This window comes from Nonomuraea glycinis (genome assembly GCF_014646515.1).
GTDB lineage: Bacteria > Actinomycetota > Actinomycetes > Streptosporangiales > Streptosporangiaceae > Nonomuraea > Nonomuraea glycinis.
The window spans coordinates 129,550-150,792 of sequence record NZ_BMNK01000007.1; the positions used below are offsets into that span (position 1 = coordinate 129,550).

A 21,243-nucleotide genomic window follows, 5' to 3' on the forward strand; every position below is an offset into this window, starting at 1 on the left:
CGACGACCGTGCCGGTCGGCACCGCCCGTCAGGTCTGCGCCGCCCGTCAGGTCTGCGCCGCGTCCCGGCGGAGCACGACGAAGGCCACGTCGTCCTCCCGTGAGCCGAAAGCGGCCAGGATCCGGTCGCAGAACGCCTCCAGGTCGTCCTCGACCGTCTCCGCCAGCTGCCTGGCCCGTTCCAAACTGTCGTCCAGCAGGATGTGGCGGTCCTCCACCAGCCCGTCGGTGAACAGCATGAGCGTGCCCCCCGGCGGCAGCACCAGGTGCTCCACCTTGTAGTCCTCGGCGGCCACGCCGAGCAGCAGGTTGCCCAGGCCGTGGTAGTGCCCCTGCGGCCCGGCCAGCAGCGGCGGGATGTGCCCGGCGTTGGCCAGCTCGATCTCGCCCGTCGCCGGGTTCAGCAGCAGCATGCACACGGTGGCCGTCATGCCGGGGTGGTAGCGGCGCAGGATCTTGTTCAGCAGGTCCATCGAGGCCGCCAGGTCCACCTGGTCGATCACCGAGGCGCGCAGTGCGTGGCGCAGCTCGGCCATGATGGTCGCCGCGTGCAGCGAATGGCCCATGACATCGCCGATCGCCACGAGCACCCGGTCGTCGATCATGAGCACTTCGTAGAAGTCGCCGCCGACCTCGATGTTGTCCACCGCGGGCTGGTAGCGCAGGCCCATCTGCAGGCCGGGCACGTCCGGCACCCGCGAGGGCAGCAGGCTGCGCTGCAGGGTCAGCGAGATGGTGTGCTCCTCGGTGTAGGCGCGCAGCGCGTCCACCGCGAGGGCCAGCTCCTGGGCGAGCTGCAGCAGCAGGTTGAGCTCGTCGGCGTCCAGCGCCGGGGCGGCCTCCAGCCCCAGGAAGACCGGCGGCCTGCCCTTCTTGGTCCGGCACAGCACGCCGGTGACCGGCCGGCTGAGCTCCACGTCGGGCATCAGCGTGACCCAGTCGCCGGCCTCGACGGTGAGCACCTCGGCTCCGGCGGCGTCGCCCAGGACGAGCCCGCACAGCCGGTCCAGCAGGTTGGGAGCGGCGCTCTTGCTGATGGGGGCCTCGCCGGGGCGGGCGCGGTAGTTGCGCAACCGGCCGTCGGGCGGCACCGCCAGCGCGCCGGAGCGGCGGCCCATGATGTCCACCGTGCCCTGGACGGCCACGCTCAGCAACCGCTCGAAGGAGTCGGCCCGGTTGATCCGCAAGGTCACCTCGGCCAGCATGGCCAGCCGTCCGGCCATCACCTCCGCCCGCCGGCGCGCCCGCGAGTAACGCAGCGTCGCCTCCACCGTGGCGGCGAACTCGCTCGGCTCGATCGGCTCCGCGAGGTAGGCGTCGGCGCCGCGCTCCAGCCCTTCGGTGCGATCGGCCACGGTGATGGCGTTGCCCGACACCTGGATGACCGGGATGGAGGCCGTCGCCGGATTGGCCTTGATCCGCTCGCACACCTCGAAGCCGTTGAGGCCGGGCAGGAGGACGTCCAGGATCACCAGGTCGGGGCGCTGCTCCCGTAGCACGGCCAGGGCCTCTTCGCCGCCGGCCGCCTCGATCACCCGATGGCCCGCCCGCCGCAGCCAGCTCGACAGGACGTAGCGCTTGGTGGGGGTGTCGTCCACGACCAGGACACAGGCCGACGACTCAGGCACGGTCGGCTCCGGTCGCCTCGAGCACGGACCGGAGCAGCTGCTCGCGGCTCAGGTCGAGCTTGGACAGCACGGGATGCTCCGCCGCGGCCTTGCCCGGCGCCACCGTCACCACCACCACCGCCACCTTCCTCAGCTCCTCGTCTTCCGCCATGCGCTGCAGCAGCGCGTTACCGTCGAGGCGCGGCATGAGCATGTCGAGCACGATGACGTCCGGGCGTCTGTCCCTCATCGCTGCCAATGCCTCGACCCCGTCAGCGGCCTCGTCCACCTGCGCGGCGAAGCCGTACAGCATCCTACGGGCCGTGGCGCGGAAGTCCTCGTCGTCGTCGGCGATCAGCACCCGCTCGATCCGGGGAGGTCCTCCGTAGTACGGCAGCCGCACGGTCGCGGTCGTGCCCTCCCCGAAGGTGCTGTCCAGCTCCAGCGAGCCGTCCAGCATCTCGGTGAGCTTGGCCGCGTACGTCAGCCCGATGCCCGTCCCCTTGCTCGCGGCCTGCGCGGGGACCGGGACCTGGACGAACTCCTCGAACACCTGGCCGAGGTACTCCGGGGGGATGCCGATGCCGGTGTCGGCGACGGTGATGACCACCTGCCCGGCCGGTTCGTCCAGGCTTGCGCTCAGCCGTACCTCGCCCTGCCGGGTGAACTTCAGCGCGTTCGACAGCAGGTTGCGCAGGACGCGGGTGAGCATCACCTCGTCGGTGTAGACCTCGGTGACCTCGCCGGCGACCTCGGTGCGCAAGGCGACGTCGCTGGTGGCCTGCATCGTCAGGTGGAGCTGGTGCACGAGCCTGTCCAGGTCCACGGTCGCCGGTTCGGGCCGCAGGCGTCCCGAGTCGGCCTTGGCCATGTCCAGGAGCTCACTGACCATGGAGAGCAGCGTCTCGGCCGAGCCGCCGATGAGTCCCACCTGGTGCGTCTGCTCCTCCGTCAGCGGGTCGCCGCCCGGCCCGACCAGGAGCCTGACCAGGCCGATGATGGAGTTGAGCGGAGTACGCAGCTCGTGGCTGACCGTGGTCCAGAACCGGTTGCGGGTCTCGGCCGCCTCGCGGAGCCGGCTGGACTTCTCGTCCAGCTCGGCGTACAGCGCGACCACGCCCCTGTTGGTCTCCTCCAGCTCGCTGGAGAGCTGGTTGTACAGGGCCATGACCCCCAGGTTGGTCTCCTGGAGCTCCGCGTTGAGCTGCCGCACCTCGTCGAGGGTCTCGGCCAGCTCCTTGTTCTGCTCGCGCAGCTCGTCGACGGCGGTGGTCGGCGTCAGCTGGGCCAGTCGTTCGCGGATGTGCCGGGGCGACGGGGCGGCGGGAAGGGCGGTCAGCCGCTTGGTGATCGTGATGTGCCCGCGCTCGGTGTCCGCGGTGACCGAATCCACCAGGCGGCTCGCCAGCGCCAGCGCCTCCCAGCCGGCAGGGTCGGTCGTGGCGGTGTGCTCGATGGTGATGCGCAGCTCGCCGCCGTCCAGCGTGAAGACGACCTCCGCGCCACCGGCGGCCACCTCCCTGCCGATCTCGCTGAGCGCGGTGGCGACCCGGATCTGGTCCTGCGCCTCCAGCCCGCTCAGCTCGGCGGCGGCCCGGCCGAGCCGGCGCAGCGCGAAGACGTCCTGCTCCCGGCCAAGGCGCATGCGGGCCAGCTCGATCGCGGTCATGACCGGGGCCTCACGATCACCACGCCCGCGTCGTCGCGGCGGCTGCCCGCCTCGCGCAGCAGGGTGGCGGCGACGACGGCGGGGGAGCGGGCGAACAGGCCCGGCATGCCGGCCGGGCTCCAGCGGTCGGTCAGGCCGTCGGAGTGCAGCACCACGGTCGCGTGCTCGTCCAGCTCGTAGACGTACTGCCGGGGCCGCCGCCCCTGGTGCCCGGCGATGCCGTGCGCCGAGATCATGCCCTGGCGCTGCCCGTCGTGGACGATCCAGCCGGAGATGTTGCCGATGCCGGTGTAGGCCACGGAGTCCGAGGTGACGCGGGCCACCGCCGCCGCGCCGCCCCGGGTGTGGCCCAGCCCGTGATGCAGCCGGCGCAAAATCGTCGCGGGGTCGTCGTCCGGCCCTGCCAGGAACAGCCGCACCGCCTCCTGGGAGGCGCGCGCGGCGAGCGACCCGTGGCCCAGCCCGTCGCACAGCATCACGGTGGTGGCCTCGTCGCCGGTGGCGATGGCGAAGGAGTCGCCCGACTCCACCTCTTCGCCGATGGGGCGGGTCAGGCCGCTGGCGGGCGGCAGCGCGGGCAGGTCACCGTCGGCGAACTGCATGGCCAGCGCCGTTCCCGCGCCGGGAACCGAGTGGACGTCGTAGCGGGAGGCGAATCGGGCGATCGCGCCCAGCCCGATGCCCAGCGTCCCGGAGGTGGAGTAGCCGTCGCGCAGCGCGCGCGCGACGTCGGGCATCCCCGGCCCGCGGTCGAGGGTGATCAGCTCGACCACTGCCGGGGCGCCGGGGCAGGGCCGGACCAGGGCCATGCCCTGGACGGCGTGCTTGACGAGGTTGGAGACGGCCTCGGTGACCGCCACCGCGATCTGCCCGATGCGTTCGGGGCCGATGCCCACGCTCTCGGCCAGGTGGGTGGCCGTTCTGCGCACGGCGCCGACCGCGCTGGACTCCTCGGCCCGCACCCATATGTCCGGTCGGGTCTGCCTGACCTGGTCCACCTACCTGGCCCACTTCGTCACGGTCACCGTCGTGCCCTTCCCCGGTACGGAGTCGAGGTCGAACTCGTCGACCAGCCGCCGCGACCCGCTCAGTCCGAGCCCGAGGCCGGAGCCGGTGGTCCAGCCGTCGGTGAGGGCCTGCTCCACATCGGGAATACCCGGTCCCTCGTCATGAAACTCGAGCCGCAGGCCCCGTCGCCGGGCGTTCTCGACGACTTCGATGCGCACCTGGCCGCCTCCGGCGTAGACCAGCGCGTTGCGGGCCAGCTCACTCGCCGCGGTCACCACCTTGGTCTGGTCGATGAGGGAGAACCCTGACTCCACGGCCGCGGTCCGCACCTGCTGCCGGACCGCGACGATGTCGGCGTTGCTGACGATGGGCAGCGGTCCGTCGCCGGTCATCGTGGCGTGCTCCTGACGTGGTCCAGCAGCGCTACGCCCTTCTCCAGATCGAGCGCGGTGCGCACCCCGCCCAGCGACAGGCCGAGCTCGACGAGGGTGATCGCCACGGCCGGGCGCATGCCGACGACCACGGTGTCGGCGTCGAGCATCCGCAGTATGTCAGCGATGGTGGCGAGCATCCTGCCGATGTAGGAGTCGACGATCTCGACGGCGGAGATGTCGATGATGACGCCCCGCGCGCCGGTCATGACGACCTTGTCGGCCAGGTCTTCCTGCAGCGCGAGCACGCCCTGGTCCTCCAGGTCGCCCTGGATGGAGACGATCAGCGTGTCGCCGAGCTTGAGGATGGGGATGCGCTCCATCATCGATGTTCCGTCCGCACCGCGATGCGGGGTCGCTCCGCCTGGCTGATCTCGATGCCGCGTCGCCGCAGCATGTAGGCCAGCGCGTCGGCCAGGGAGGCCTTGGTCACGATGTCGCCGAACTCGATGCCGAGAGTGACGATGGTGTGCGCGATCTGCGGGCGGATGCCGGAGATGACGCACTCGGCGCCCATCAACCGGGCCGCGAACACGGTCTTCAGCAGGTGCTGTGCCACCTGGGTGTCCACCGCGGGGACTCCGGTGATGTCGATCACCGCGTGCTCGGCGCCGTTGTCGACCAGCGTCTGCAGCAGCTTCTCCATCACGACCTGGGTCCTGGCGGAGTCCAGCGTGCCGACCAGGGGCACCGCCACGATGCCGTCCCACAGCTTGACGACCGGCGTGGACAGCTCCAGGAGCTGCTCGGCCTGGTCCAGGATGATCTTCTCGCGGGCGCTGGCGTAGCTCTCGAACGTGAACAGGCCCAGATCGTCGATCAGCCGGGAGAACCAGGTGAAGCCGAGCAGCGCCTCGGCCGTCCCGTCGCGCTCGACGGTCTCGTAGACGGCCTCCTTGAGACCGAACACCGCCCGGGCGGTGTCGGAGGGCGTGTGGCCCTGCCGGGCGCGGCTGCGGGACAGCTCGGCGAGCGCTCCCCGGACCTCCGTCAGGTCCTCGCCCTCCTGGAACCCGGAGAGCAGCGCCAGGTAGATCTCCCGGAGCTCGTCGGCGGGCGCCTTGGCGATCGCGTGCCATCGAGGCAGGATCAGCTCCTCCTCAGCGCGTAGCAGCTCTTCGATGCGTCGCCTCGCTGCATCGGCCTGGACAGTCAAGGGTGGCTCCTGGATGAAGGGGACGGTACTGACGGGCATGGTATTCGCGCCTGCGCTGAGCCCAGGTGCGGATGTGGCATTTCGCCCACTTTATGTCGGAGCGACCACGCCCCATGCACACGCCGACAGCGCACGCTCGTCTGCCGGGCCCTGAAGCCGTCGGTAGAAGGATTCCCCCGACGCGGCGAATAACTCCCGATACGGACGTCATCTGCGGATTCGCCGCGCACCGCTCAGCCGAACGAGCGCCCCATCTCCTCGAAGATCTCGTCGCAGACCTCCACCAGCGGGCGGGCCTGCTGCTCCTCGACCCACACGTTCGCGGCGACGCGCAGCGCGCTCAGGCAGGCCGCCGCCATCACCCGTGGCCGGATCGGGCTGGGGTGCTCGGAGATGGCCTGGGCCAGCTCGCGTTCGAGCGCCGCATGGTTGGCGAGCTGCCTGGCCAGCAGTGCGGGGTGCCGTTTGGCCAGGCGGGTGCGCGAGGCCCACTCGCCGGGCGGGCCCACGCGCTCGCAGAGGATATGGACGGCGGTGCGCAGCGCCTGCCAGCCGGAAACGGTCGGCGGCTGGGCGCGGACCTCGGCCACCAGCGTGTGGAAGCGCTGCTCCTCGCCCCACAGGACCGCGTCCTCCTTGCCGGCGAAGTAGTTGGAGAAGGTGCGCCGGGAGATGTTGGCGGCGTCGGCGATGGCCTCGACCGTGACGGCGTCGAAGCCGTACTCCTCCACCAGGCGCACGGCCGCCTCGTGGACGCTCTGCCGCGTCTCGGCCTTCTTGCGCTCGCGTAGTCCCAGCGTGCTGTCCATAGTGCGGACAACTCTACCGCTTGGGAATATATGCCCAATGCGCAAAGTTGCCGATCGGGCATGTAAAGTGTCCCTCTTGTAATGAAACTTTCCTTTATTGGAGGACGCGCGTGAGCGCACCCGCCGGCTTGGCCGCCGAGCCGATGACCCACAAGCAGATTCTCAAAGCGCTCAGCGGCCTGCTCCTCGTCCTGTTCGTCGCGATGATCAGCAGCACCGTCGTCTCCGTGGCGCTGCCGCAGATCATCGGTGCGCTGCACGGCAGTCAGTCCCAGTACACCTGGGTGGTCACCGCCTCACTGCTGGCCGCCACGGCCGCCACCCCGATCTGGGGCCGGCTCGCCGACCTGTTCAGCAAGAAACTGCTGCTTCAGATCTCCATCGGGATCTTCATGGTGAGCTCGCTGGCCTGCGGGTTCGCGCAGAACACCGAGCAGCTGATCGCCTTTCGCGCGATCCAGGGGCTCGGCATGGGCGCCTTGCAGGTGCTCGTGCAGGTGGTGATCGCCGCGATGATCAGCCCGAAGGAGCGCGGCCGCTACAACGGCTACCTCGGTGGCGTCATGGCCGTGGCCACTGTCGGCGGCCCGCTGCTCGGCGGGCTCATCGCCGACACCTCCTGGCTCGGCTGGCGCTGGTGCTTCTTCGTCGCGGTGCCGTTCACCATGGCCGCCTTCGTGCTGCTGCACCGGACGCTGAACGTCACGACCGTGCGCCGGACCGACGTGAAGATCGACTACCTGGGCGCGACCATGATCGCCGCCGGTGTCAGCGTGCTGCTCATCTGGGTCACCTTCGTGGGCAACTCCTTCGACTGGCTCTCCTGGCAGACGGCGGTCATGGCCGGTGGCGGCGTCGTCATCCTGGTGCTGGCCACCCTGGTCGAGGCGCGGGTTCCCCAGCCGGTCGTGCCGCTGAAGGTGATCAGCCGCCGCACGCCCGCGCTGGCGATCGTGGCCAGCCTCGCGGTCGGCATGGCGATGTTCGGCGGCGCCGTCTTCCTCGGCCAGTACTTCCAGATCGGCCGCGGCTACACCCCGACCGAGGCGGGCCTGCTCACCATCCCGATGATGGCCGGCGTGCTGCTCTCCTCGACGATCAGCGGCCGCATGATCTCCCGCAGCGGCAGGGTCAAGCCGTACATCGTCACCGGCTCACTCGTGCTCACCGCCGGATTCTTGGTGATGAGCACGATGGACCACGACACGTCGCTGCTCGTCATCGGCGCCGGCATGCTGATGGTCGGCACCGGGGTCGGCATGTCCATGCAGAACCTCGTCCTGGCCATCCAGAACACCGTTCCGCTGCACGAGCTCGGCGCCGCCAGCGGCGCGGTCACCTTCTTCCGCTCGCTGGGCGGCACCATCGGCGTCTCCGTCCTCGGCGCGATCCTGGCCAGCCACGTCGCCACCGGCATCGCGCAGGGCCTGACCAAGGCCGGCATCCCGGTCAGCGGCTCCGGCGGGAACAGCCTCGACATCCAGGCACTTCCCGCGCCGATCAAGGCGATCGTCCAGGTCGCCTACGGCGACGCCACCGGGCACATCTTCCTCGTCTCGGCCGGCATCGCCGCGGTGGGCGTCATCGCGGCGCTGCTTCTGCCGCCCATCCAGCTGCGCGACACCCTCGACCTGGAGCCGGCCGCACCGGCCGCCGACGGCGAGCCGGTGCGCTCGGCCTGACAGGCGGCTCAGCCGGCCTTCTTCCACTGGGCGATGAGCCGGTCATAGTCGAGCGTCTCCGGCTTGCCCCGCTCGTCGGCGAGCTTGGGAGCCGGGGCGCCCGGCTGGTCCAGCCAGTACTGGACGTCCCGCTCCGGGTTCAGCTTGGGCGCGCAGGCGCCGCCGTACCCCCGCCGCTCCAGCCGGGACAGGATGTCGTCCTGCTGCTTGGCCAGATTGTCCATGGACTGCTGCGGGGTGGTCTCGCCGGTGACGGCGGTGGCCACGTTCTGCCACCACAGCTGCGCCAGCCTGGGGTAGTCCGGCACGTTCGTCCCGGTCGGCGTCCACTGCTCGCGAGCGGGGCCCCGGTAGAACTCGATCAGCCCGCCGTACTTGTCGGCGTTCTGCTCGAAGTAGTCGCTCTTGATGTCGGAGTCGCGGATGAACGTCAGGCCGGCGATCGACTTCTTCAGCGACACCGTTTTCGACGTGACGAACTGCGCGTACAGCCAGGCCGCGGCCCGCCGCTCCTTCGGCGTGTTCTTCAGCAGCGTCCACGAGCCGGCGTCCTGGTAGCCGAGCTTGTTGCCGTCCTTCCAGTACGCGCCGTGCGGGCTCGGCGCGATGCGCCACTTGGGCGTGCCGTCGCCGTTGACGACCGGCAGCCCCTGCGCGGTCATATCGGCGGTGAACGAGGTGTACCAGAAGATCTGCTGGGCGATGTTGCCCTGGGCGGGCACCGGGCCGGACTCGCTGAAGTTCATCCCGGCCGCCTCCTTCGGCGCGAACCTCTTCAGCCAGTCCACGTACTTGGTCAGCGCGTACACCGAGGCCGGGCCGTTGGTGTCGCCGCCGCGCGTCACCGACGAGCCGACCGGGCGGCAGTTCTCCACCCTGATGCCCCAGTCGTCCACCGGCAGGCCGTTGGGCAGGCCCGGGTCGCCGTTGCCCGCCATCGACAGCCACGAGTCGGTGAAGCGCCAGCCCAGCGACGGGTCCTTACGGCCGTAGTCCATGTGGCCGTAGACCTTCTTGCCGTCCATCGTGCCGTTGCCGTTGACCTTGGTGGTGAAGAAGTCGGCGATGTCCTCGTAGGCCGCCCAGTTGACCGGCACGCCGAGCTCGTACCCGTAGGCGTCCTTGAACTGCTTCTTGACGTCCGGATCGGTGAACCAGTCGTAGCGGAACCAGTAGAGGTTGGCGAACTGCTGGTCGGGCAGCTGGTAGATCTTCTTGTCCGGGCCGGTGGTGAAGCTGATGCCGATGAAGTCGGCCAGGTCCAGTGTGGGCGAGGTGACCGCCTTGCCCTCCCCGGCGATGTAGTCCGACAGCGGCACCACATAGTCGCCGCGCGCGTGCGTGCCGATGAGGTCGGAGTCGTTGACGTAGGCGTCGTAGATGTTCTGGTCGCCCTGGATCTGCGTCTGCAGCTTCTCGATCACGTCGCCCTCCTGGATCAGGTCGTGCTTGAGCCTGATCCCGGTGATCTCGGTGAACGCCTTGGCGAGCTGCTTGGACTCGTACTCGTGCGTGGTGATCGTCTCCGACACCACGTTGATCTCCATGCCCCGGTACGGGGCGGCCGCCTTCATGAACCAGTCCATCTCGGCCAGCTGCTGCTGTTTGGACAGCGTGCTCGGGGTGAACTCGGTGGACACCCAGCGCTGGGCGGCCGCCTTGGCGTCGGCCTCCCGGAAGTCGCCGCCGCCACCGCCGCCGCCCTGCGAGCAGGCCGCGGCCAGCAGGACGAGCACCGCCGCGCAGGCCGTACTCCTGTAGGGGATCTTCCTGTCGAACGGCATAGCCGCCTCCTTCGTCAGCCCCACAACCCGATCGTCAGCGCCACCAAGAACGCGCAGGCCAGCGCCAGCCACATGGACAGGTCGGTGACCGCGATCCATCCGGCGAGTACGACGGCCGCGCTGATGAGGCCGATGTACAGCCGGTCCCCCCGATCGGTCTCGATGCGCAGGAACCCCCGCCGCGCCACCGGCGGAGAGATCTTCGCCCAGACCGCCATCCCGCACAGCAGCAGCCCGAGCCCGATGAAGACGGCCGCCGTGGGCCCGGTCCACACCATCCACTCCAGCCCAGGAAGCATGGCTAGACCCTCCCCAGGCTGAAGCCCTTGGCGATGTAGTTGCGGACGAACCAGATCACGATCGCGCCGGGGACGATCGTCAGGACCCCGGCCGCCGCCAGCAGCCCCCAGTCCACGCCCGCCGCGCTGACCGTGCGCGTCATGGTGGCGGCGATGGGCTTGGCGTCGACCGAGGTGATGGTCCGCGCGATGAGCAGCTCGACCCAGCTGAACATGAAGCAGAAGAACAGCGTGACGCCGATCGCGGAGCGGATCATCGGCAGGAAGATCGTGACGAAGAACCGCGGCAGCGAGTATCCGTCGATCGCCGCGGTCTCGTCGATCTCGCGGGGGATGCCCGACATGAACCCTTCGAGGATCCACACCGCCAGCGGCACGTTGAACAGCATGTGCGCGATGGCCACCCCCAGATGCGTGTCGAACAGGCCGACCGCCTGATAGATCTGGAAGAACGGCAGCAGGAACACCGCGGGCGGCGCCATCCGGTTCGTCAGCAGCCAGAAGAACAGGTGCTTGTCCCCGGCGAACCTGAACCGGGAGAAGGCGTAGGCGGCGGGCAGCGCCACCACCAGCGACATGACCGCGTTCATCGACGTGTAGATGATCGAGTTCAGGTAGCTCGAGTACCACACCGAGTTCGTGAAGAACGTGACGTAGTTGTCGAAGGTGACCCGCTGCGGGATGAGCGAGAAGCTGCCGAGGATGTCCTGGTTGGGGCGGATGGACATGCCGAACATCCACAGCAGCGGCAGCAGCAGCGTGATGCCGTAGAGCCAGAGCACGGTCCGCTTCCAGGGCAACCGCCTGTCGCCCATGGCGCTCACCTCCCGGTCCTGGTCAGCACGGTGAAGAAGACGTAGCAGACGATCTGTACGGCCAGGAAGTACAGCAGCGAGAACGCCCCGGCCGGCCCCAGGTCGAACTGCCCGACGGCGATCTTCGACAGCAGGATGCTGAGGAAGGAGGTGGCGTTGCCCGGCCCGCCGCCCGTCACCACGAACGGCTCGGTGTAGATCATGAAGCTGTCCATGAAACGCAGCAGGATCGCGATCGTCAGCACCCCCCGCAGCCGGGGGAGCTGGATGTGGCGGAAGGTGGCCCAGGCCGAGGCGCCGTCGATCTGCGCCGCCTGGAAGTACGGGTCCGGGATCGAGCGCAGCCCCGCGTAGGCCAGCAGCGCCACCAGCGGCGTCCAGTGCCACACGTCCATGGCCAGCACGGTGATCCAGGCGTCGGTGGCGTCCAGGGTGTAGTTGAACTCCAGGCCCAGCACGTTGTTGACGGCCCAGCCGCCGAGCCCGATGTCGGGGCGGGCGAAGATCTGCCAGATGGTGCCTACCACGTTCCACGGGATCAGCAGCGGCAGCGCGACCAGCACCAGCGTTACCGACACCCACACGCCCCGGCGCGGCATCGACACCGCGAGCAGCACGCCCAGGGGGATCTCCAGCAGCAGCACCTGCGCCGAGAACAGCAGCGTGCGCACGAACGCGGCCCGCACCTCCGGGTCCCGCGAGACCGACCGGAACCACTCCAGGCCGACGAAGAGCCGGTCGCCGGGGCTGAAGATGTCCTGCACGGAGAAGTTCACCACGGTCATCAGCGGGATCACGGCCGTGAAGGCGACCGACACGACGACCGGCAGCACCAGCAGCCAGGCCCGGTTGTTCCTGCGCCGGGGGTCGGCCCGCCGCTCGCCCTCTTCCGCCTGCCGTTCAGCCCGCCGTTCAGCCCGCCGATCCGCCCGCCGATCCGCCTGGTCGTCCGTCCGACCGTCCGCCTGGCCGGCAGGGGCCGCCGTCCGCTCGCTCATGCCCCGGCCCTCCCGTCCAGCGGCTCCAGCGCGCCGCACCGGACCGCGTCCCTGAACAGGAACGCGCGGCCCTCGGCGAAGCGCAGGACCCGCGTGGCTCCGGCGTCGAACGTGGTCGCGGCGTCGGTCCTGGCGATCACCGGATGCCCGTTCACCTCGGCGTGCACCAGGTTGTAGGCGCCCATCCGGTCCACGCCCGTCACCCGCGCCACCGGCCCCGACGCGGCGCCGGCGGGGCCGATCCGGACGAACTCCGGCCGTACCCCGACCCGTACCGGACCCGAGGGCAGCTCGACGGACGCCCGCCCGAGCGTGGCGTCGCCGACCCGCACCACACCGTCCAGCAGCTCGGCCGGGAGCACGTTCATGCCGGGCGAGCCGATGAAGTGGCCGACGAACTCGTGCGCGGGCGACAGGAACAGCTCGCTCGGCTCGCCCGCCTGTACGATCGCCCCGTCGTTCAGCACCACCACCTCCTCGGCGAAGGTCAGCGCCTCGGTCTGGTCGTGGGTGACGTAGATGAGCGTGTGCCCGGTGTCGCGGTGGATCTGCTTGAGCTCGCTGCGCAGCGTCCACTTCATGGCCGGGTCGACGACGGTGAGCGGCTCGTCCAGCAGCACCGCCGCCACGTCCGCGCGCACCAGGCCGCGGCCCAGGCTGACGAGCTGCTGCCGGCCCGGGTCCAGCCGCCGCGACCGGCGCCGCAGGTGCTCCTCCAAGCCCAGCAGCCGCGACACCTCGCGCACCCGCCGGTCCACCTCCGCCTTGGGACGGCGGCGGTTGCGCAGCGGGAACGCCAGATTGTCGTAGACGGACATCTCCTCGTACAGCACCGGAAACTGGAAGACCTGCGCGATGTCGCGCCCCGCGGTCGGCACGCCGGTCACCTCGCGGTCGCCGAACCAGATCCGCCCCACCGTGGGGGAGAGCAGGCCGGAGATGATGTTGAGCAGCGTGCTCTTCCCGCACCCGCTCGGGCCGAGCAGCGCGTACGCCCGGCCGTCACGCCACGTCCACGTCATCGGCCGCAGCGCCCACGTCCGGCCGCCGTCGTAGCTGTGGCCCACGCCCTCCAGCCGGATGTCAGCCATGCAGGTCGGCCCCGGCCGCGGAGGTGGCCGGCAGCCGGCCGCCGACCTCGTCGAAGACGAACAGGTGCGCCGGATCCACGTACGCGGTCGCCGGCTCGCCGGGGTCGAACAGCCGCGCCCCCTCCAGGTGCGCGACCAGGTGCCGGCCACCGGCCGGCATCAGATGCAGGTACGTCGAACTCCCGGTCACCTCCGCGAGCCGGATCTCGGCGGGGAACTCCAGCAGGTCCGGCCCGCCACGCTCGATGCTCACCTGGTGCGGGCGGACCGCCAGGACCACGCCCCGGCCGTCCCCGTGCGCTCCCGGCGCCGGGAAGGAGGCGCCGAGGCAGTCGATCCTGCCCTCGCGGACCACGCCGGGCAGCAGGTTCAGCGGCGGATCGCTGAGCGTCGCCGCGACCGCCAGCGTGGGCGGCTCGGCGTACATGTCCGCCACGTCACCGGTGTGCAGCACCCGTCCCTCGCCCAGCACCACCGTGGGCGCCGCGAACGACAGCGCCTCGTTCGGGTCGGCCGTCGAATACAGCACCACGCCGGGGGCCTCGGCGAACATGCTCTTCAGGTCGGCCCTGAGCTGCTCGCGCAGCTTGAAGTCGAGGTTGGCCAGCGGCTCGTCCAGCAGCAGCACGTCCACCTGCCGGGCCAGCGCCCGCGCGATGGCGGTGCGCTGCTGCTGGCCTCCCGACAACTCGGCGGGCCTGCGTTCGAGCAGGTCGCCGATGCCCATGAGCTCGGCCACCTCGCGTACCCGCCGATCCAGGTCACTTCTGGGGAAGGAGGCGTCCAGGCGCAGCGGGGAGGCGATGTTGTCGTAGACCGTCAGCGAGGGATAGTTGATGAACTGCTGGTAGACGAAGGCGACCGAGCGCTTGCGTACGGAGACGGAGGTGACGTCGCGCCCGTCGACCAGCACCCGCCCGCGGTCGGGGGGCGACAGCCCCGCGGCGACCCGCATCAAGGTCGTCTTCCCCGCCCCCATCGGGCCGAGAAGCGTCGTCATCCCACTCGGTAACTCGAGACGGATGTCGTCGAGCCAGATCTCCCCGCGCTGCCGTACGGAGACGCCATCGATGATCAGCGTCACTGTGCCCGGTCCTTCCCGGAGGCGTGTCGGATACCGCGACGATAGGCACCTTTGCTCATCCATCTAACATGATTCAAATAAGAGTGCAAAGGTCTTGAAGCGCGCCCCTCTGGTGTGGCGCAGGGGAACAGTAGGGGAACTCTGGGTTAAGGCATGGGCTCAATATTTACTCAGAGTGACTAAAGGATTACGCTGGGTATCCAACGTTGACACTCGATCCTGGAGGTCTCATGCACCGCACGCGCCGCCTCGCCGTGGCCACGCTGGTGGCCGGTGGGCTGCTCATGGCCGTCGCCCCCGCCGCCCACGCCGTCGTCGACCCCATCACGGTGATCGGCTGCCTGACCAGTAGCGCCGCTGACGTGGGCTCGATGGTCGACCCGTCCGCGCCCGGTCTGCCCGCCGAGATCCCCGGCACCACCTGCCTGGCGCCCTGACCTGCCGGCCTGCCGGCCGGCCGAGGGGTGGCGCGGCGCGGCGCGGTCGGTCGCCGTCGCGCCGCCCCGGGCCTCAGGCTCCCCTGGATCCTGACGGGGGCATCCGAACAGCAACCGAAGGAGTCGCATTGAGCATCCGAGCCCTTGCCGCCATCGCCGCCGCGGCCACGGTCGCCGTGGGCACGCTACCGCCCGTGCTGGCCGAGCTGACCGGGGAGAAGGCGATATTCGGCATGGATACCGTCATCCAGCATGTGAACGTGTTCACCTCGTAGATGCACCAGCTACAGTCCGTGACTGGTCCGCCGAACGGGTATCGCAGCCCGCTGCGGCGCCTCGGCTACATCATGTTCCTGAGCCGCTGGATCCAGGCTCCTCTCTATCTCGGGCTCATCGTCGCCCAGGTGGTCTACGTATGGCGGTTCATGGCGGAGTTGATCCACCTCGTCCAGCTCGGATTCGGCGGCAAGCCCGCTGAGACCACCGTCATGCTGATCGTCCTCGGTCTCGTGGACGTGGTGATGATCAGCAACCTGCTGATCATGGTGATCGTCGGCGGCTACGAGACGTTCGTCTCGCGGCTGCGTATCGAGGGGCATCCGGACCAGCCCCAGTGGCTGTCGCATGTCAACGCCAACGTGCTCAAGGTCAAGCTCGCCATGGCGATCATCGGGATCTCCTCCATCCACCTTCTCCAGATCTTCATCAACGCGGCGCGACCGGCCGTGACCGACAGGGAACTCCTATGGAAAACGCTTATCCACCTGACCTTCATCCTTTCGGCGGTGGCGCTCGCGATCATCGACAGGATCATGTTGGGCGGGCGTCCCGGGCGCTTCGGGCAGCAGGCGGGCGGACCGGCAAACGCGCCATCGCGGGTGTCGGTGGCATGATCGCCGGCCTTCTCACCCTGACCTCTCCCACCGCCGAAGCAACGACGCCCCCGCCTCCAGCCACGGTTACAGGGGTTGCGCCGCCCTCGGCCGTAGGAGTCGTGCCTCCGCCCGCCGCTGAGGCGGCTCAGCCCGCACCTGCCGCCGAAGCCGCCGCGCCCGTACCCGCCGCCGAGGCGGCGGAGCCGGCCGAACCGGCTGAGCCGGCCGCGCCTGCGGCCCGGCCCTCGGTCGTCGGCGATGTGATCATCTTCAACGATGAGATCGTCGAGCCCGTCTCCGCGCCGGTGAGCACCTGCGGCGCGCTGCTGCCGGTGCTCACCAAAGGTGGCTCCAGCGTCTGCCAGGACGCCTCGCGGGTGTCCGACGACGACGCCTGACCGCCACCCCATGCTCCCGGAAGGCCGGGACTCCGGGACCGTGCCCGCCCCTGCTCCCCCAGCGAGGCGGGCACGCGGCATTCTCTCACGAGTTTGAAAGTTTCACGAGAAAAATGATAATTTCACCTCCCCCGCCTGCCCTGACGCTGCCCGACCGCCTCCGGCATTGACCGCTCCAGAGCATGTCAATACCGTCCGGCATGCATCCCCAAGGGGTCGAAACTTTCGGGTTCGAGTCCTGGCACGCTTCTGGAGGTAGGTGCTCGTGCTTTCGTCATCGCTCGTCAGATCCGGGGTCCGCATCAGCAGGACCCTCGCCGCGGCCGCCCTGCTCGGGCTGCTCGTGGTGTTCCTGGTGCCGGTCACCCCCGCCGACGCCTCGGCGCCCCTGCGCCAGCACGCCGCGAGTCGCGGCAAGTTCATCGGCACCGCGCTGGCCACCGGCCCGCTGTCCAGCGAGACCTCGTACCGCAACATCGCGGCCACCGAGTTCAGCCAGGTCACCGCCGAGAACGCGATGAAGTGGGAATCCACCGAGCCCAACCAGGGGCAGTTCACGTTCTCCGGCGCCGACGCCATCGTCGACTTCGCCGCCCAGAACGGCCAGCAGGTGCACGGGCACACGCTCGTCTGGCACAACCAGACCCCCGGCTGGGTGCAGGGCCTCGGCGCCGGCGCCATGCGCACCGCCATGCAGAACCACATCGGCCAGGTCGTCGGCCGCTACGCCGACAATCCGACCGTGGTCTCCTGGGACGTGGTGAACGAGGTCTTCGACGACAACGGCGGCATGCGCGGCTCGTTCTGGTACAACACGCTCGGGCAGAGCTTCATCGCCGACGCCTTCCGCGCCGCCCGCGCCGCCGACCCCGACGCGCGGCTGTGCATCAACGACTACAACGTCGAAGGCATCAACGCCAAGAGCACCGCCATGTACAACCTGGTCCGGTCACTCAGGCAGCAGAACGTGCCGGTCGACTGCGTCGGCTTCCAGAGCCACTTGGCCATCCAGTACGGCTTCCCCAGCGACCTCCAGCAGAACCTGCAGCGCTTCGCCGACCTCGGCGTCCAGGTGTGGATCACCGAGGTGGACGTCCGCATGCAGATGCCCAGGGACTCCGCCAAGGACGCCACCCAGGCCACCTACTACCGCAACGTCGTCAACGCCTGCCTGGCGGTCACCGCCTGCGCCGGCGTCACCATCTGGGGCTTCACCGACAAGTACTCCTGGGTGCCCGACACCTTCAGCGGCGAGGGCGCCGCACTGATCTACAACGAGAACTACCAGCAGAAACCCGCCTATACCGCCGTGCACGACGCGCTGGCCGCCGGCGGCGGGGGAGGCGACACCACCGCGCCCACCACGCCGGGCACCCCTGCGGCCGCCAACGTCACCGGCAGCTCCGCCACGCTGACCTGGACGGCCGCCACCGACTCCGGCGGCAGCGGGCTGGCGGGCTACACCGTCTACCGCGAGCAGGGCAGCACCGACCAGCAACTCGGCCAGAGCGCAACCAACTCCATCACGCTGACCGGGCTGAGCCCGGCCACCCAGTATCAGGTCTACGTGCGAGCCCGTGACGGCGCCGGCAACCTGTCCACCCCGTCGGCCACCGCCACCTTCACCACCACCTCCGGCGGCGGCCAGCCCGGCGGCCCCTGCACCGCCACCGGCACCGTGCAGACCCAGTGGAACAACGGCTACGTCGTACAGCCCGTGACCGTCGCCAACACCGGAACCGCCACCCTCAACGGCTGGACCGTCACCTTCACCCTGCCCACCGGCCACTCCCTGACCGGCTCCTGGAACGCCACCCTCACCACCAGCGGGCAGACGGTCACCGCCAGGAGCGTCAACCACAACGCCACTCTCGCCGCAGGCGCCACCACCAGCTTCGGCTTCCAGGTGAGCCGCCCCAGCGGCAACACCCAGACCCCGTCCACCTACACCTGCGCCTCACCCTGACAGGCTCCGCGCGGGCCGAGGGAGGAGCGGCAGTCGGTTTCAGATAGCTCGTCGCCTTTCCCGTACGGGATGGAGTCCGTACCGTTTCGTACGGGATGGTCGATCTTGCGGGGGCGTGATGGTGGCGGAGTCGGTACGGGTGCGGGCGGTTCAGGTGGCGGCGGGGGGTGACCTGCCCGCGTACGTCTACGACCTGCCGGGGTTGCGCGCGCACGCCGGAGCCGTTCAGGCGGCGATGGCCGGGAGCGCGCAGGTGTTCTACGCGGTCAAGGCCAATCCCGCCGCCGAGATCCTGCGGACGCTGTGGCCCTTCGTGGACGGCTTCGAGGTGGCCTCAGGCGGCGAGCTGGCCCTCGTACGGGAGCTGCTGCCGGACGCGCCGGTGGCGTTCAGCGGACCGGGCAAGACCGATGCCGAGCTCGCGCTGACCCGGGAGCTGGGCGTGCACCGGCTCCATGTGGAGAGCCCCGGCGAGTTGGCCCGGCTGATCGCCACCGGCGCCCGGCAGGACATCCTGCTGCGCGCCAACCCCGACCTGCCCGGGGCGGACATCCGGCAGGCGGCGGACAGCCCGTTCGGCATGGACCCGGACGGGCTGGCCACCTGCGTGCGGCTGCTGCGGGACGCGCCCTGGATCACCCTCCACGGCATCCACGCCCACCTGACCTGGGACCGGCACGACGCCCCAGCGATGGCGGAGCTGGCCCGCCGGGTCGCCGCCTGGGCGCTGCCCTGGCTGCGCGAGCACCTGCCGGCGGTGACCGAGCCGGAGCTGGATCTCGGCGGCGGCATGGGCGTCGACTACGGCGCGCCGCACACCCGCTTCGACTGGCCGGCCTACAGCGCAGCGCTGTCGAGCCTGGGGTCAGAACTGGAGTCGGACCTGGAGTCGGACCTGGAGTCGGGTTTGGAGTCGGGCCCGGGGTCGGGACGGGACAGGCCGGTGCGGTTGCGGATCGAGCCGGGACGGTCGCTGACCGCCTACGACGGCTGGTACGTCACCGACGTCCTGGACGTCAAGCGGACCCACGGCCGCCACTACGCCGTGCTCCGCGGCGGCACCCACCACCTGCGCACCCCGGTCGCCAGGGGGCACGACCAGCCCTTCACCGTCATCCACCGGGCGAGCGCCGGCCCCGCCCTGACCGGGACGGTCACCCTCGTCGGGCAGCTCTGCACGCCCAGGGACGTGCTCCACCGCGACGCCGAGGTCACCGGCCTGCGGGTGGGCGACCTGGTCGCGTTCGGCCTGGCGGGCGCCTACGCCTGGAACCTGTCCCACCACGACTTCCTCCTGCATCCCAAGCCGTCTTTCCACTACGTGGACGGCCCGTAGGCGTCGAGCGGCGGACGGCGGGTAAATACCGGATTTCGACGTGACTCGGATGGAATCCACTGAATGATCCTCGACGACGCATCGGATCCGCTGCCGTCCTGGCAGTACGCGGAGCGCTACCTGGGCGTGGGGACCCGCGCCTACAGCAGGTTCTCCGGCGACCTGGAGATCTCCGAGTCCTACCATCCGCAGCGCGGCTCCGAGCGGTTCGTGGTGCCGACGTTCAGGGTGACGGCCGGGCAGGGGACGTTCCTGAGCAACGGGGTGGAGTCCACCCTCACCAAGCTCTACCGCGGCGGTGACACCTTCCTGCTGCCCGTCCACCCCGAGACGCTCGCCTTCCCCGGCCTGCCGGGCCGCGACGCCCTGCGGGAGCGCGGGCCGGACCTGGTGGCGGTGCCCTCCGCCAACGCCCGCACCGTCTTCGTCGAGCGCATCGACGGCGACCCCGTCGAGCCGCACTTCGTCAAGCTGCACTACCCGAAGCGGCTGTCCCGCTTCACCCGCCGCCTGCGCCGGCCGATCATCTCCTTGCAGCTCTGGGCGGCCGAGGAGCTGCTGGCCGCCGGACTGCCCGTCCTGCCCGAGGTGGCGGGCGGCGTGCTCGGCGACGTGCCGGAGGAGGCATGGGGCTTCCTGATCCGCGAGTCCCGGCCGCGCGCGGGCACGGTGACCGGTCCGGACGGCGATCCGCCGGAGGAGCCCGGTTTCGGGGCGGACCCGCCGCAGCACACCGTGCCGCTGTTCGCGCTGTACGGCGGTGACATCCGGCGCCCCGGCGACCCGACGCTGCTGGTGCAGCTCGTCGCCCGCAGCGGCGAGGACCCGGCGCTCTGGCTGGCGCGGCGCGTGGTCGCTCCCATGGTCCGGCTCTGGCTGCGGGCCGTCACCCGGACCGGCTGCGCGCTCGAACTGCACGGCCAGAACACCCTGTTCGCCTTCGACCCGGACGCGCGCCGTACCGCGATCCTCTACCGGGACTGCGGCGTCTACGTCGACCCGCGCGTGCGGCGGGAGCGGGGCCTGCACCGGGAGCTGCCGCCGGTCAACGTGATCTCGCGGGACATCCGGCAGCCGCGTGAGCGCGTCTTCAGCCTCACCTACGACAGTTTCATGGGCCACCACGCGCTCGAACGCCTCGCCCAGGTCGCCGCGGACACGCTCGACGTGCCGCCGGAACGGCTCAGGCAGGCCGCGCGCGAGGCGTTCGCCGCCCACGGCGGCGCGGCCGTCGCGCTCCCCGCCACCGCCTACTACTACGAGGACCGCCTGAACACGGACGGCCGCTGGAACCTGGTCGACACCGGCGAGCGGCCCGCCTGGCGCGTCAGCCCGCCGTGATCGCGTGCCGCAGCCCCCGAAGAGCGAGGACATAGCCGTACACGCCGAAGCCGACCACGATCCCGCGCGCCACCGGCGAGACGTAGGAGCGGTGCCGGAACGGCTCGCGCCGGTGCACGTTGGAGATGTGCACCTCCACCACCGGCAGCTGCACGCCCTCGATCGCGTCGTGCAGCGCCACCGACGTGTGGGTGAAGGCGCCCGGGTTGAACACCGCCCCGATCGCCCGGCCCGCCTGCACCTCGGCGCCGGCTTCCTGGATCCAGTCGATGAGCTGCCCCTCGTGGTTGGACTGCCCGAAGACCAGCTCCAGACCGGCTCCCTCACACTCCTCGCGGCACATCGTCTCCACGTCGGCCAGCGTCGTCGTCCCGTAGACCTCCGGCTCGCGGGTGCCGAGCAGGTTGAGATTAGGGCCGTTGAACACGTAGACGGATGTCACGCGGCTCGCTCCGTTC

The 21,243-nt window shown here is 70.2% G+C and carries 22 protein-coding genes; 8 read left to right on the forward strand and 14 right to left on the reverse strand.

Going from position 1 to position 21,243, the window contains the following annotated elements; genetic code table 11:
- Positions 1-46 precede the first annotated feature (46 nt).
- The 7 genes from IEY87_RS21105 to IEY87_RS21135 form a co-directional block, all read right to left on the reverse strand.
- On the reverse strand, positions 47-1,627 hold the full coding sequence (locus tag IEY87_RS21105) for a fused response regulator/phosphatase (protein ID WP_189140447.1): 1,581 nt from the start codon (positions 1,625-1,627) through the stop codon (positions 47-49).
- A complete protein-coding gene (locus IEY87_RS21110) occupies positions 1,620-3,275 on the reverse strand; it encodes an ATP-binding protein (RefSeq protein WP_189140448.1) in 1,656 nt (551 codons plus the stop codon). The genes IEY87_RS21105 and IEY87_RS21110 overlap by 8 nt, the downstream gene beginning before the upstream one ends.
- On the reverse strand, positions 3,272-4,273 hold the full coding sequence (locus tag IEY87_RS21115; RefSeq protein ID WP_189140449.1) for an ATP-binding protein: 1,002 nt from the start codon (positions 4,271-4,273) through the stop codon (positions 3,272-3,274). The genes IEY87_RS21110 and IEY87_RS21115 overlap by 4 nt, the downstream gene beginning before the upstream one ends.
- A complete protein-coding gene (locus tag IEY87_RS21120) occupies positions 4,274-4,675 on the reverse strand; it encodes an anti-sigma regulatory factor (protein ID WP_189140450.1) in 402 nt (133 codons plus the stop codon).
- The gene (locus IEY87_RS21125) at positions 4,672-5,037 is read right to left on the reverse strand and encodes an STAS domain-containing protein (RefSeq protein WP_225277272.1); all 366 of its coding nucleotides are present in this window, start codon (positions 5,035-5,037) and stop codon (positions 4,672-4,674) included. The genes IEY87_RS21120 and IEY87_RS21125 overlap by 4 nt, the downstream gene beginning before the upstream one ends.
- A complete protein-coding gene (locus IEY87_RS21130) occupies positions 5,037-5,870 on the reverse strand; it encodes an STAS domain-containing protein (protein WP_225277216.1) in 834 nt (277 codons plus the stop codon). The genes IEY87_RS21125 and IEY87_RS21130 overlap by 1 nt, the downstream gene beginning before the upstream one ends.
- A 233-nt stretch (positions 5,871-6,103) precedes the next feature.
- The gene (locus IEY87_RS21135) at positions 6,104-6,679 is read right to left on the reverse strand and encodes a TetR family transcriptional regulator (protein ID WP_189140453.1); all 576 of its coding nucleotides are present in this window, start codon (positions 6,677-6,679) and stop codon (positions 6,104-6,106) included.
- A 110-nt stretch (positions 6,680-6,789) separates the two neighbouring features.
- Here IEY87_RS21135 and IEY87_RS21140 point away from each other — a divergent pair, with 110 nt between their 5' ends.
- Positions 6,790-8,361 (forward strand): MFS transporter, encoded by a 1,572-nt coding sequence (locus IEY87_RS21140; RefSeq protein ID WP_504822935.1) that lies wholly within the window; start codon positions 6,790-6,792, stop codon positions 8,359-8,361.
- Positions 8,362-8,369: 8 nt separating this feature from the next.
- On the opposite strand, the gene IEY87_RS21145 is transcribed toward IEY87_RS21140, so the two are convergent.
- Genes IEY87_RS21145 through IEY87_RS21170 form a run of 6 tightly spaced genes read right to left on the reverse strand, consistent with a single transcriptional unit; the run spans position 8,370 to position 14,432 of the window.
- The gene (locus IEY87_RS21145) at positions 8,370-10,145 is read right to left on the reverse strand and encodes an ABC transporter substrate-binding protein (protein WP_189140454.1); all 1,776 of its coding nucleotides are present in this window, start codon (positions 10,143-10,145) and stop codon (positions 8,370-8,372) included.
- Positions 10,146-10,159: 14 nt separating this feature from the next.
- Positions 10,160-10,444 (reverse strand): DUF2160 domain-containing protein, encoded by a 285-nt coding sequence (locus IEY87_RS21150; RefSeq protein WP_225277217.1) that lies wholly within the window; start codon positions 10,442-10,444, stop codon positions 10,160-10,162.
- Between the two features lie 2 nt (positions 10,445-10,446).
- Positions 10,447-11,259 carry a carbohydrate ABC transporter permease gene (locus tag IEY87_RS21155; protein ID WP_189140455.1) on the reverse strand — a complete coding sequence of 271 codons (813 nt, stop codon included), beginning with the start codon at positions 11,257-11,259 and terminating at the stop codon, positions 10,447-10,449.
- A 5-nt stretch (positions 11,260-11,264) separates the two neighbouring features.
- The gene (locus tag IEY87_RS46710) at positions 11,265-12,257 is read right to left on the reverse strand and encodes a carbohydrate ABC transporter permease (RefSeq protein WP_189140456.1); all 993 of its coding nucleotides are present in this window, start codon (positions 12,255-12,257) and stop codon (positions 11,265-11,267) included.
- Positions 12,254-13,348: an ABC transporter ATP-binding protein gene (locus IEY87_RS21165; protein WP_189140457.1), complete on the reverse strand. Its 1,095-nt coding sequence runs from the start codon at positions 13,346-13,348 to the stop codon at positions 12,254-12,256. Before IEY87_RS21165 ends, IEY87_RS46710 begins: the two co-directional genes overlap by 4 nt.
- A complete protein-coding gene (locus IEY87_RS21170) occupies positions 13,341-14,432 on the reverse strand; it encodes an ABC transporter ATP-binding protein (RefSeq protein ID WP_225277218.1) in 1,092 nt (363 codons plus the stop codon). The genes IEY87_RS21165 and IEY87_RS21170 overlap by 8 nt, the downstream gene beginning before the upstream one ends.
- A 230-nt stretch (positions 14,433-14,662) precedes the next feature.
- On the opposite strand from IEY87_RS21170, the gene IEY87_RS21175 reads away from it, so the two are divergent.
- The 7 genes from IEY87_RS21175 (at position 14,663) to IEY87_RS21205 (ending at position 20,785) form a co-directional block, all read left to right on the forward strand.
- Entirely contained in the window at positions 14,663-14,869 is a 207-nt protein-coding gene (locus tag IEY87_RS21175; protein WP_189140459.1) for a hypothetical protein, read from the forward strand.
- Positions 14,870-14,997: 128 nt separating this feature from the next.
- Positions 14,998-15,144 (forward strand): hypothetical protein, encoded by a 147-nt coding sequence (locus tag IEY87_RS21180; RefSeq protein WP_189140460.1) that lies wholly within the window; start codon positions 14,998-15,000, stop codon positions 15,142-15,144.
- An 18-nt stretch (positions 15,145-15,162) separates the two neighbouring features.
- Positions 15,163-15,762, forward strand: a complete 600-nt coding sequence (locus IEY87_RS21185) for a TIGR00645 family protein (protein ID WP_225277219.1) — start codon at positions 15,163-15,165, stop codon at positions 15,760-15,762.
- Between the two features lie 101 nt (positions 15,763-15,863).
- Positions 15,864-16,142 (forward strand): hypothetical protein, encoded by a 279-nt coding sequence (locus tag IEY87_RS21190; RefSeq protein WP_189140462.1) that lies wholly within the window; start codon positions 15,864-15,866, stop codon positions 16,140-16,142.
- Between the two features lie 265 nt (positions 16,143-16,407).
- Entirely contained in the window at positions 16,408-18,108 is a 1,701-nt protein-coding gene (locus IEY87_RS21195) for an endo-1,4-beta-xylanase (protein WP_225277220.1), read from the forward strand.
- A 118-nt stretch (positions 18,109-18,226) separates the two neighbouring features.
- The gene (locus IEY87_RS21200) at positions 18,227-19,444 is read left to right on the forward strand and encodes a type III PLP-dependent enzyme domain-containing protein (RefSeq protein ID WP_189140733.1); all 1,218 of its coding nucleotides are present in this window, start codon (positions 18,227-18,229) and stop codon (positions 19,442-19,444) included.
- Positions 19,445-19,507: 63 nt separating this feature from the next.
- Entirely contained in the window at positions 19,508-20,785 is a 1,278-nt protein-coding gene (locus tag IEY87_RS21205) for a ferric iron reductase (RefSeq protein WP_189140463.1), read from the forward strand.
- Here IEY87_RS21205 and aroQ read toward each other — a convergent pair.
- Complete coding sequence (gene aroQ / locus IEY87_RS21210) at positions 20,772-21,227, reverse strand: type II 3-dehydroquinate dehydratase (protein WP_189140464.1); 456 nt, start codon at positions 21,225-21,227, stop codon at positions 20,772-20,774. The genes IEY87_RS21205 and aroQ overlap by 14 nt on opposite strands.
- Between the last annotated feature and the right edge of the window lie 16 nt (positions 21,228-21,243).